Origin of the sequence: Streptococcus halotolerans (assembly GCF_001598035.1) — a bacterium.
Lineage (GTDB): Bacteria > Bacillota > Bacilli > Lactobacillales > Streptococcaceae > Streptococcus > Streptococcus halotolerans.
Genome location: NZ_CP014835.1, coordinates 600,617 through 611,804, shown reverse-complemented (window position 1 = coordinate 611,804; position 11,188 = coordinate 600,617). Strand labels below are relative to the sequence as shown.

At 37.4% G+C, this 11,188-nt stretch carries 11 protein-coding genes; 10 read left to right on the top strand and 1 reads right to left on the bottom strand.

What is annotated here, in order from left to right:
* The 7 genes from A2G56_RS02785 to A2G56_RS02755 all read left to right on the top strand — a co-directional run bounded on the left by A2G56_RS02785 (position 1) and on the right by A2G56_RS02755 (position 6,552).
* Positions 1-1,950, top strand: a complete 1,950-nt coding sequence (locus A2G56_RS02785; RefSeq protein WP_062708729.1) for a BglG family transcription antiterminator — start codon at positions 1-3, stop codon at positions 1,948-1,950.
* A gap of 1 nt (position 1,951) precedes the next feature.
* On the top strand, positions 1,952-2,389 hold the full coding sequence (locus A2G56_RS02780) for a PTS mannitol transporter subunit IIA (RefSeq protein ID WP_062708725.1): 438 nt from the start codon (positions 1,952-1,954) through the stop codon (positions 2,387-2,389).
* Between the two features lie 12 nt (positions 2,390-2,401).
* Positions 2,402-3,556: a mannitol-1-phosphate 5-dehydrogenase gene (locus A2G56_RS02775; protein ID WP_062708722.1), complete on the top strand. Its 1,155-nt coding sequence runs from the start codon at positions 2,402-2,404 to the stop codon at positions 3,554-3,556.
* A gap of 107 nt (positions 3,557-3,663) precedes the next feature.
* Complete coding sequence (locus tag A2G56_RS02770) at positions 3,664-3,999, top strand: zinc ribbon domain-containing protein YjdM (protein ID WP_062708720.1); 336 nt, start codon at positions 3,664-3,666, stop codon at positions 3,997-3,999.
* A 268-nt stretch (positions 4,000-4,267) separates the two neighbouring features.
* Positions 4,268-4,909, top strand: coding sequence for an amino acid ABC transporter permease (locus A2G56_RS02765; RefSeq protein WP_062708718.1), 642 nt, complete (start codon positions 4,268-4,270; stop codon positions 4,907-4,909).
* Between the two features lie 161 nt (positions 4,910-5,070).
* Positions 5,071-5,700, top strand: coding sequence for an amino acid ABC transporter ATP-binding protein (locus tag A2G56_RS02760; RefSeq protein ID WP_062708714.1), 630 nt, complete (start codon positions 5,071-5,073; stop codon positions 5,698-5,700).
* Between the two features lie 15 nt (positions 5,701-5,715).
* Positions 5,716-6,552 carry an amino acid ABC transporter substrate-binding protein gene (locus A2G56_RS02755; RefSeq protein ID WP_062708711.1) on the top strand — a complete coding sequence of 279 codons (837 nt, stop codon included), beginning with the start codon at positions 5,716-5,718 and terminating at the stop codon, positions 6,550-6,552.
* A 253-nt stretch (positions 6,553-6,805) separates the two neighbouring features.
* Here the strand turns inward: A2G56_RS02755 and A2G56_RS02750 are convergent, their stop codons facing one another.
* Positions 6,806-7,486 (bottom strand): hypothetical protein, encoded by a 681-nt coding sequence (locus A2G56_RS02750; RefSeq protein ID WP_157761189.1) that lies wholly within the window; start codon positions 7,484-7,486, stop codon positions 6,806-6,808.
* A 328-nt stretch (positions 7,487-7,814) separates the two neighbouring features.
* Between A2G56_RS02750 and guaC the strand changes: the two genes are divergently transcribed.
* The 3 genes from guaC to A2G56_RS02740 all read left to right on the top strand — a co-directional run bounded on the left by guaC (position 7,815) and on the right by A2G56_RS02740 (position 11,149).
* The gene (guaC, locus tag A2G56_RS02745) at positions 7,815-8,798 is read left to right on the top strand and encodes a GMP reductase (protein ID WP_062708703.1); all 984 of its coding nucleotides are present in this window, start codon (positions 7,815-7,817) and stop codon (positions 8,796-8,798) included.
* Positions 8,799-9,088: 290 nt separating this feature from the next.
* Positions 9,089-9,250 carry a type I phosphoribosyltransferase gene (locus tag A2G56_RS10565; protein ID WP_157761188.1) on the top strand — a complete coding sequence of 54 codons (162 nt, stop codon included), beginning with the start codon at positions 9,089-9,091 and terminating at the stop codon, positions 9,248-9,250.
* Between the two features lie 357 nt (positions 9,251-9,607).
* The gene (locus tag A2G56_RS02740; RefSeq protein ID WP_062708700.1) at positions 9,608-11,149 is read left to right on the top strand and encodes an ABC-F family ATP-binding cassette domain-containing protein; all 1,542 of its coding nucleotides are present in this window, start codon (positions 9,608-9,610) and stop codon (positions 11,147-11,149) included.
* The last annotated feature ends 39 nt before the right edge of the window (positions 11,150-11,188 follow it).

Below are 11,188 nucleotides of genomic sequence, written 5' to 3'. Positions count from 1 at the left end.
ATGCTATTGACAAAACGAGAAGAACAATTGCTGAAAGCTTTCCTGAAATATGGGAAGCTTTCCGTCAATCAACTAACAGAGATTTTACAAGTGTCAAAACGGACCACCTATCGGACGATTGCTGATCTTACCGAGAGTTTACATACTCATCAAATCGGGGTATTAAGAGAGTCTGGGAAATATTACTTATCTGGTGAGTTAGATCAACTAAAGCATTACCAGTACCAAAAGATGTATTCTCAGAGAGAAAGACTTTCTCAAATTTCCCTCTCTTTATTAATGGAAAGCAAGCCTTTAACCAATGAATGGTTACAAGAAGTCTTTTTAGTGAGTAATGTGACAATCATCCAAGATATTGCTATCATTGAAGAACGTTTCAAGGTGTTTGAACTCCGCCTGCATCGCCAGGGAGGTTATTCCCTTGAAGGAGATAAAGGATTAAAAAGATGGTTAGCAGCTGTTATTTTAACACGAAGTCAGGCTGTTTCTGACTTTGGTAAGTTAGAGCAAGTAAAACTGACGTGGTTTAATGTGAAGCAGTTTAAGATTGCAAAAAAACTTTTTGAACAAATTAGTGAGCAACTTCCTGAATGTGACACTATTATGGGGCACTTTCTGATTGTTTTATTGAGTTTGGCTAATGCTAATCAGCTGGACCTACAAAGTCGACCTGTTAGTCGAGAAGCTCTTGATTTAACCCGATCACTTTTTAATGATTATGCCAAACAATCTGGTCAGTTTTTTAACTTACAAGAAATTTTATATTTTGCTCAACGTTTGGATGAATTTGTCATTAAACGACAACCCATTCCGCTTTTTCAAGAGCAGATGGATAGTGAGTTTTACTACAATATCTCGAATTTAATTGATAAAGTATCTCTTTACACAAAAATTAACTTTGCGAAAGATCAGGTTTTGTTTAAATTTCTTTTTAATCATATTCGGTTAAGTTTAGCTGTTCCAGAAATGTTTGGTGAGTCTAGTCAGAATGCTATTGCGCATAGTGCTTTGAAACACAGTTCCTATCTGCATCGCGTTGTCAGTCTGTTGGTTAAAGACATTTTCCCACCATACTTACAGACAGAGAATGAATACGAACTGATTACCTTACATTTTGCTTCTAGTTTAAGAAGAAGTCCTGATATCTATCCTATTCGTCTCTTGTTATTGACAGATGAAAGACCCTTGGCTAGAGAGCTCTTAGTGACTCGGATTAAACATTTGGCACCTTTTATAGAACGGCTAAGTGTTACCTCACCGAGTCAGATTGAGGTAACCGCCATTCAGCAGTATGATGCTGTTTTAACAACACAACCGACTACAGAAGATTTCTATTTTATTCCGATTTATCCTGACGGGAAGGAACTTCTTGCTCTTCAGGATTTCTTGCAGGGTGTGCAAGAAAATCGTGAGGTAGTTGTTCGTGATGACTTGCCAATTGAGGCTAGCTTTGATGTTCAAGATTATCTGGTAGTCAGCCAGTCTTTATTACAACATTTTAATGTCTATCAAGTCGCTAATGTTGGAGCTTTCGAAGAGGCAGTGGCGACCGTCGTTAGCGTCTTACCAGGAATTGCTGATTATGATTATTTATCGGCAAAGTTAATCCAACGCTTTGAGCAAAGTCCCATGGCCGTTCCCGAAACGGGCTTAATGCTGCTTCATACACAGTCAAGTAGTGTCAAACAATCAGGCTTTTATGTTTGTGATTTGGAACAACCTGTAACAGCTATTTCGATGAATGGAGAGCCCGAAGTGATTACAAGAGTATTAGTCATGCTGACGGGCATTTCCGAAAGTGAAACTGTTAGGGAGTTGATGACAGCAATTGGTCAATCAATTATTGAAAATCATCTCTATACAGAGATTTACAAAACTGGTAATAAGGCTATTATCTATCAGTTGCTTAACCAAATTTTCACAGAAAATATCAAAAAAATGGAGAATTAATATGCAATTCGAAAAAGAACTCATTAAGTTAAATCAATCGTTTGATAACAAGGAAGAGGCCATTCGCTATTGTGGTAATCTTCTCAAAGATGGAGGTTATGTTAATCCATCATATGTAGATGCCATGATTACGCGTAATGAAGAATTATCTGTTTACATGGGCAATTTTATTGCGATTCCACATGGCACAGATAATGCCAAAAAAGAAGTTTTGAAATCTGGTATCACTGTTGTTCAAGTACCTAAAGGTGTTAATTTTGGAACGGACGAAAGCCCACAAACCGCAACAGTTTTGTTTGGTATTGCAGGAATTGGAGACGAGCACTTGGATATGATTCAGAAAATTTCTATCTTCTGCGCAGATGTTAATAATGTGGTAAAATTAGCAGATGCTCAAACAGAAGAAGAAGTTATCCGTTTGTTGAACAGTGTTGCCTAAAAGGAGGATAGGATGAAAAAAGCAGTACATTTTGGTGCCGGAAATATTGGTCGAGGCTTTATTGGTGATATTTTATTCGCCAATGACTTTTCGATTGACTTTGTAGATGTTAACGAAAGGATTATCGACGCTCTGAATGATCGTCATGGTTATGATATTGAAATTGCTGAAGATGGTAAGCGTCACATTAGCATTTCAAATGTTTCAGGTATTAACAACTCAAAAAATCCAGCTGATGTAGTGGCAGCAGTTGCGGAAGCAGATTTGATTACAACAGCCATTGGACCAAATATCTTACCATTTATCGCAGAATTAATTGCGAATGGATTGAAAGTTCGTAAAGAAGCTGGAAACACACAACCTATTGATGTTTTAGCTTGTGAAAATATGATTGGTGGTTCACAATTTTTATACGAAGAAGTCAAAAAATACCTTTCAGACGAAGAGTTGGCTTATATTGAAGAGTACGTTGGGTTCCCAAATGCGGCTGTTGATCGCATTGTACCAGCTCAAAATCACGAGGACCCACTTTTTGTTGTCGTAGAACCATTTAGCGAGTGGGTAGTGGAAACAAGCCGTATGAAGAATACCGCCTTAAAATTGGAAGGCGTGCACTATGAAGAAGACTTGGAACCATTTATTGAACGTAAATTGTTCTCTGTTAACTCAGGTCATGCCACATCAGCTTACACAGGGGCATACTACGGTGCCAAAACGATTCTTGAAGCCCTCCAAAATGCTGATGTTAAAGCACAACTGGAAGCTGTCCTTGGTGAAATTCGTTCGTTGCTGATTGCTAAGTGGGGCTTTGATGAAGCGGATTTGAAAGCCTATCATGAGGTGATTATCAGCCGTTTTGAAAATCCATATATTGTTGATGATGTTGTCCGTGTAGCTCGCACACCAATCCGTAAACTTGGTTTTGATGAGCGATTTATTCGTCCAATTCGTGAATTGCGTGATCGTGGGTTATCATACGACAATCTTCTTAAAACGGTTGCATTTGTCTTTAACTATAAAGATGACAATGATGAGCAAAGTGTCCAACTCCAGCAGTTGTTATCTGAAAAATCACTTCGTGACGTTATCGTTGACGTTACTGGTCTTGATGATCAGACACTCGTGGATGAAATCCTTGCTAGTGTGGAAGGATTGAAACATCAATAATCGTAACCAAAGATGGAATTGCTCCATCTTTTTTTATTCAATATAGGCTTGCCAAATCAAGTATTCTAAAGTAAAATAAAGAGAATTATTATTATTTAGGAGATATGATGTCATTACCAAATTGTCCAAAATGTAACTCAGAGTATGTTTATGAGGATGGAACGTTATTAGTTTGTCCTGAGTGTGCTTATGAATGGTCGCCAAGCGAAGTGGCTGAGGAAGAAGAGGGATTGATCGTTAAAGATAGTAATGGTACGCGTCTAGCAGACGGTGATACAGTTACTGTGATTAAAGACCTTAAAGTAAAAGGTGCCCCAAAAGATATTAAACAAGGCACACGAGTTAAGAACATTCGATTAGTTGAAGGTGATCATAACATTGACTGTAAAGTTGATGGCTTTGGAGCGATGAAACTTAAATCAGAATTTGTTAAAAAACTGTAATCAAGGTACTTAGAAAAATATGGCAAAGGGGTTTAGATAACCTACTGACAACCGTTTTTCTGCTAGTATTTAGCATCTTTAAATTACCCAATCTTTCTAGCAATGGAGTGTTATATAGAACTGTGATTAATCTGAACAGTTTTGTATCGCTTCTTTTTGCATTTTTTATGGCTTTTGATAAATTTTAAGCTATATTTTTTAACGATTTCTTCTAAAATAGCTAAAATTTTGATATAATATACGGAAATAATTTTTTTTGGAGTCACATATGACCTATATATCAGAGGTATTACCAAGCTTGCTGCAAGGCGCCCTGGTTACCTTGCAAGTATTTTTTATTGTTATGATATTATCAATTCCAATCGGAGCTCTACTTGCTTTCTTGATGCAAGTTAAGTTAAAACCGTTAGAGTGGCTCATCACGCTCTATATTTGGATCATGCGCGGAACCCCCCTTTTATTACAGCTGATTTTTTTCTATTACGTGTTACCGAGTGTTGGTGTAACCATGGACCGTATGCCAGCAGCCATTCTTGCTTTTACTCTTAATTATGCTGCTTATTTTGCGGAAATCTTCCGCGGAGGAATTGAAGCCATTCCTAAAGGACAATACGAAGCTGCAAAGGTCTTAAAATTTAGCCAATTCCAAACGGTTCGCTACATTATCTTACCTCAAGTGTTTAAAGTTGTTTTACCAAGCGTCTTTAACGAAGTTATTAATCTTGTCAAAGATTCTTCTTTGGTATATGTTCTAGGTGTAGGTGATTTGTTGCTCGCAAGTAAAACAGCTGCTAACCGCGATGCGACTCTGGCACCTATGTTTATCGCAGGAGCTATCTACCTTATTCTAATTGGTTTAGTTACGATTATCTCTAAACAAGTTGAAAAAAAATTCAATTATTATCAGTAAGTAGAGAGTGTTTCTAAAGAGGAAACCCCACATTGAAATGCCAGTGTTGCTATAAGTGTTTGATGCTCACACTTGCTAAGCGATAACGTTATCCATGTCTTTAGATAAGCGCCAACGTTTTATTGCCTATCGACCCATGGTCGTATTAGAAAGGAAGCCTTATGTTAGAATTAAAAAATATTTCTAAAGCTTATGGCTCAAAAGTTATTTTTGAAAATTTTAATCTGACCATTTCCCAAGGACGTATTTTAGCTTTGGTAGGTCCGTCCGGTGGCGGAAAAACAACACTCCTACGTATGCTTGCTGGTTTAGAAAAGGTTGATTCAGGTCAGATTGTTTACAATGGTCAAGAAGTTGCTATTGATCATCTTGAAGAGCAAAATTTGCTTGGATTTGTATTTCAAGATTTTCAACTTTTCCCGCATATGACAGTTTTGGAAAATTTAATATTGTCACCTATGAAAACCATGGGTACCTCACGAGAAGTCGCTAAAGATAAAGCAATTGATTTGCTAAATCGTTTAGGTCTGGGGGAACATGTTGAGGTGTATCCCCATTCTCTATCAGGCGGTCAAAAACAAAGGGTCGCCCTTGCACGTGCGATGATGATAGATCCACAGATTATTGGTTATGACGAGCCAACATCTGCCCTGGATCCTGAGCTTCGAAAAGAAGTGGAGAACTTGATTTTACAGAACCGCGAGACGGGAATCACCCAAATTGTGGTGACGCACGATATGGCCTTTGCTGAAAGTATTGCTGATGATATTTTAAAGGTCAATCCCAAATAACAAAGGGGAAGACATATGACAAAGAAGTTTTTAACAGTTTTAATACTTGCTATTGCTAGTTTTATTTTAGTTGCTTGTGGTTCAAATAAGGCTAAAGAAACTACCACAAAGGATAATTGGAAAACCTATCAAAGTAAAAAAAGCATTACCATCGGTTTTGATAACACATTTGTACCAATGGGGTATGAAGATAAATCAGGTCAAAATGTTGGTTTTGATATTGACCTTGCCAACGCTGTTTTTAAAGAGTATGGTATCAAGGTGAAATGGCAAGCTATTAACTGGGACTTGAAAGAAACAGAACTCGAAAATGGCAATATCGATATGATTTGGAACGGTTACTCTATCACCAAGGAACGTCAGGAAAAAGTTGCTTTCACTAATCCTTACATGAAAAATGAACAGGTACTGGTGTCTAAAAAGTCTAACCATATCACGGATTTTAAAGATATGAAGGATAAGGTTCTAGGTGCGCAATCTGGGTCATCTGGTTACGAAGCCTTTACCGCTAATCCTAAAGTACTTAAAGATTTGGTCAAAGATGGTGATGCCACTCAATATGAAACATTTACACAAGCTCTGATTGATTTGAAAAATGACCGTATTGATGGTCTCCTCATTGACCGTGTCTATGCAAACTATTACCTTAAAGAGGAAGGTGATATTGACCAGTATAATATTGTAACTGGTGACTTCACAGGTGAAGACTTTGCAGTGGGGGCACGTAAAGCAGATAAGACCTTAGTTAAGAAAGTTAACGGAGCGTTCAAAAAATTGTATAAAGAGGGTAAATTCCAAGACATTTCAACGAAATGGTTTGGCGAAGACGTTGCAACAAACGTTATCAAATAGCAAAATAAAAAAACGAGGCAGAACTTTTAACTGTCTCGTTTTTTATGAGGAGCGTTTAGGCTGTCTCTCTGAAGATTCGAAGTAAATTTCCAAAAAGCTGTGAGTGCGAGCCAGTAGTTTACCCAAAACATATTTCCAAAAAATAGTGGATAGAAGACCACAAAGATACCATAGTCCGTTGAAAAGCAATAAATGTGTTAAAGCATCTCGTTAATATATCGTTTATCAAAGGTATCATAAACGAAGAAGGTATTTAAGAATGATAATCGTCATCAAATAAATGATTTGAAATAGAGGCACCCGAGGTGGTATCTGACCATCCCACTAAGGCTTGACCAGATTCCTCAAGATAGGTTGCCAGAAGAGGGTGGAGATCAATAACTTGAGAGAAAGTCCCACGAAAATGCCCTTCTTGGTCATATAAACCTCGATAATCTTGAATGAGAATTTGGTCAAATGAACTCGACGGTATCATAACACTCACCTGATGATTGGCATTATCTTTTATTTCATCTTGAATCCAATTTTCCAAAGGTTCAGTTCCTTGACTAAAAGCAAAAAAATTGCCATCAAATCCCTTATTGTCATAAATGGGTTGACCGTTTTCATCAAAATAAACCAACTTTAGAGGGTAGTTATCTGGATAAGCTATCAATTTTTGATAAAACTGTGTCAACTGTTGACTTAATTGTAAAATAAAGGAAGGATTAGCAATGTAATTTTTTGGAATCTCAAGTGAACTTTCAAAAGTTGCTGAATGAAGCAGTAGCTGATTGTTATTGTCAAAGGCGATGTAGTTGATTTGTTGCGGATCCATGAAGTTCTTGGATAGAGTAAGTTCAAAGAGGTGGTGGAAAGAATCTTGTAACCACTCAAGAAAGGTTTTATCAGTTTGTTGTGACCAGAAAGCCATTATTTTTACGGGATATAACATGGGTCTATTTTACTATTTACAAGAAAAGTCTGCAATGGCTAAGATTAAGAAAAAACAACTCCAAGAATATAGTTCGTAAAAAACGAACTATATTTGATAAAACAAAGTAAAAATTGTAAAAAACTTATATCTTTAGTAGTATATAAAAAGGAAAGGCAAGAAACTGCCTAGCGATGCTACGAATTTGTAGTTATAGGAAGGTCATTATAGTTTTTAAGCGTTGTAGGTTTGAGAAAATGTACGGTTTTTTGACGAAAAATGACTAAAAAAGTAAACACTTTGCTTCATTTCTTGTTATGACCTGGCCTGCAATAGAAATGAGGAGATTATGTTTAGCGATTTACCAGTTTTTGACTATGAAGATATTCAATTAGTGCCTAATAAATGTATCATCAATAGCCGTTCTGAAGCTGATACAACTGTCAAATTGGGTAACTATACTTTCAAAATGCCTGTCGTTCCTGCTAACATGCAGACGATTATTGATGAAGAAGTGGCTGAGCAATTAGCAAAAGGTGGTTATTTCTATATCATGCACCGTTTTGATGAAGCGGCCCGTAAACCATTTATCAAACGTATGCACGATCAGGGGTTGATTGCGTCAATTTCAGTTGGTGTTAAAGAATACGAATACGATTTTGTAACATCATTGAAAGATGATGTGCCAGAATTTATCACGATTGATATTGCCCATGGGCATGCTGATAGTGTTATCAAGATGATCAAACACATTAAAGCGGAACTTCCTGAAACATTTGTTATCGCAGGTAATGTGGGAACACCTGAGGGCGTTCGCGAATTGGAAAATGCTGGTGCAGATGCTACTAAAGTCGGTATTGGTCCTGGTAAAGTGTGCATCACTAAAGTTAAAACTGGCTTTGGTACGGGTGGCTGGCAATTAGCGGCGCTGCGTTGGTGTTCAAAAGCGGCTCGTAAGCCAATTATTGCAGATGGAGGTGTAAGAACTCACGGTGATATCGCCAAATCAATTCGTTTTGGAGCTAGCATGGTTATGATTGGTTCGCTCTTTGCCGGACACATTGAAAGTCCAGGAAAAACCGTTGACGTTGATGGTGAAACCTTTAAAGAATACTATGGTTCAGCATCTGAATACCAAAAGGGTGAGCACAAAAATGTTGAAGGTAAGAAAATTCTTCTTCCAACTAAAGGGCATCTTCAAGACACTTTGACTGAAATGCAACAAGATTTACAATCATCAATTTCTTATGCAGGTGGCAAAGATGTCGAAAGTTTGAAATTTGTAGATTATGTCATTGTTAAAAATTCAATCTGGAATGGTGACTCTATCTAAGATTATTGAAAAAGAGCGTTTTGGAACGCTCTTTTTTCTAGGTAAATCCCTTAAGAATGGTGGGACCACTATTTACTATTAAAAGAGCATGTTTTCAAGAAGGGACAGTTTTAAGAGATAGTAACCTTAATGCTGTTTCTTTTTTACCCATTAATACTCATCTGAATTCAAAAATAGCGGATATCCTGTCTCTGTGTACAATCGATTTTAGCTGGGAAGGAGAGCCTATTTTTGTCAGAATATTATGATACCGGTATTTTAAAATTTTACTAAGTATAAGTAGACAATATATGAAAGCTATTGGGCAAATGTTTGTAAATACCGATAAGCGATCTAGTATTTCCAAGGCAGTGACTATCGAACCATCAGGTGGTTCTCTATCAGTCTATATTACAGAAGCAATCAGTGTACCAATCATTTTTGGTAAAAAATATAAACATGGTGAAGGGTAGTTTAACAGCTGAAATGCGGTTACTAACGAAACGGGTAACTTCAATTATTTTCCATCTCAGGCAAAGTCTCGAAGCCGAGAGACAAGTTGTTAAAGGATAAATTGAAATGGTTGACTACACTGTTGTACAGATTGAAAGTCTAGGTATTGTTATTGAGAAATCTTTTCAAGCCAATTGTTTGCTGTTTGAAGGCATGGAGTTAAGACGACATCGTTAGTGCGTATCACAAGATTTAAAGATGGCAGATCCGCATTTGCTAATCCGTTAGCATAGCTAGATTTTTTATCTGGCCATTTTCTTTTTAGTGGTATTTACGTTATAATGGTAGGGATTGAATTGTCATTGTAAAGGATTATTATGAGTATTTTAGAAGTTAAGAACCTTAGTCATGGTTTTGGTGACCGTGCTATTTTTGAAAATGTATCGTTTCGTCTTTTAAAAGGGGAACATATTGGTCTGGTTGGAGCTAACGGCGAGGGGAAATCAACCTTCATGAGTATTGTAACAGGACATTTGCAACCTGATGAAGGTAAGATTGAGTGGTCTAAGTATGTCACAGCTGGGTATTTGGATCAACACACCGTTCTTGAAGCAGGGCAATCTGTTCGTGATGTCTTACGTACGGCTTTTGATGACCTTTTTAAAACAGAAGTTCGTATCAACGATATTTATATGTCTATGGCTGATGAAGGTGCTGATGTAGATGTCCTTATGGAAGAAGTTGGTGAATTACAAGATCGTTTGGAGTCACGGGATTTTTATACCTTGGATGCTAAAATTGATGAAGTAGCACGTGCTTTAGGTGTTATGGATTTTGGTATGGATACTGATGTGACGGAGCTTTCAGGTGGTCAACGTACCAAAATTCTCTTGGCAAAATTATTGCTTGAGAAACCAGATATTCTTCTACTTGATGAGCCGACCAACTATTTGGATGCAGAACACATCGACTGGCTGAAACGTTATTTACAGAATTATGAAAATGCCTTTGTTCTTATTTCTCATGATATTCCATTCCTAAACGATGTGATCAATATCGTATATCATGTTGAAAATCAAGATTTGGTTCGTTATTCTGGTGACTATGAGCAATTCCAAGCTGTTTATGCAATGAAAAAGGCCCAAAAAGAGGCTGCTTACGAACGTCAACAAAAGGAAATTGCTGATTTACAGGATTTCGTGCAACGTAATAAGGCGCGTGTTGCAACGCGCAATATGGCGATGTCTCGTCAGAAGAAGCTAGATAAAATGGACTTGATTGAGCTTGATAAGGAAAAACCAAAGCCAGAATTTCATTTTAAGGAATCTCGTACACCCAGCCGTTTTATTTTCCAAACCAAGGATTTGGTTATCGGTTACGATCGTCCCTTGACTAGAAAGCCTTTAAATTTGACTTTTGAACGAAATCAAAAGGTTGCTATTACAGGTGCTAATGGTATTGGTAAAACTACTCTTCTGAAAAGTCTTTTGGGGGAAATTAAGCCTCTTGAAGGGATTGTAGAAACGGGTGATTTTCTAGAGATTGGCTATTTTGAACAAGAGGTTGTTGGCGGTAATCGTCAAACCCCGCTTGAAGCTGTTTGGGATGCCTTTCCGGCTCTTAATCAAGCAGAAGTTCGCGCAGCTTTGGCAAAATGTGGTTTGACCTCAAAACATATCGAAAGTCAAATTCAAGTTCTCTCAGGTGGAGAGCAGGCAAAAGTTCGTTTCTGTCTTCTGATGAATCGTGAAAACAACGTCCTGATTTTGGATGAGCCAACTAACCATCTGGATGCCGATGCAAAAGCAGAACTTAGCCGTGCATTACAAGCCTATAAAGGTTCAATCCTTATGGTTTGCCATGAACCAGATTTTTACCAAGGTTGGACGGAAGTTTGGGATTTTAACGAAATGATTTAAAACACAACAGGTCATCTTCTTAAGGAGGTGGCTTTTTTA

Excerpts from the sequence above, each read along its gene's own strand:
- A2G56_RS02785 (WP_062708729.1), top strand. The coding sequence starts at position 1 with ATGCTATTGACAAAACGAGAAGAACAATTGCTGAAAGCTTTCCTGAAA.
- A2G56_RS02780 (WP_062708725.1), top strand. The coding sequence starts at position 1,952 with ATGCAATTCGAAAAAGAACTCATTAAGTTAAATCAATCGTTTGATAAC.
- A2G56_RS02775 (WP_062708722.1), top strand. The coding sequence starts at position 2,402 with ATGAAAAAAGCAGTACATTTTGGTGCCGGAAATATTGGTCGAGGCTTT.
- A2G56_RS02770 (WP_062708720.1), top strand. The coding sequence starts at position 3,664 with ATGTCATTACCAAATTGTCCAAAATGTAACTCAGAGTATGTTTATGAG.
- A2G56_RS02765 (WP_062708718.1), top strand. The coding sequence starts at position 4,268 with ATGACCTATATATCAGAGGTATTACCAAGCTTGCTGCAAGGCGCCCTG.
- A2G56_RS02760 (WP_062708714.1), top strand. The coding sequence starts at position 5,071 with ATGTTAGAATTAAAAAATATTTCTAAAGCTTATGGCTCAAAAGTTATT.
- A2G56_RS02755 (WP_062708711.1), top strand. The coding sequence starts at position 5,716 with ATGACAAAGAAGTTTTTAACAGTTTTAATACTTGCTATTGCTAGTTTT.
- A2G56_RS02750 (WP_157761189.1), bottom strand. The coding sequence starts at position 7,486 with ATGTTATATCCCGTAAAAATAATGGCTTTCTGGTCACAACAAACTGAT.
- guaC (WP_062708703.1), top strand. The coding sequence starts at position 7,815 with ATGTTTAGCGATTTACCAGTTTTTGACTATGAAGATATTCAATTAGTG.
- A2G56_RS10565 (WP_157761188.1), top strand. The coding sequence starts at position 9,089 with ATGAAAGCTATTGGGCAAATGTTTGTAAATACCGATAAGCGATCTAGT.
- A2G56_RS02740 (WP_062708700.1), top strand. The coding sequence starts at position 9,608 with ATGAGTATTTTAGAAGTTAAGAACCTTAGTCATGGTTTTGGTGACCGT.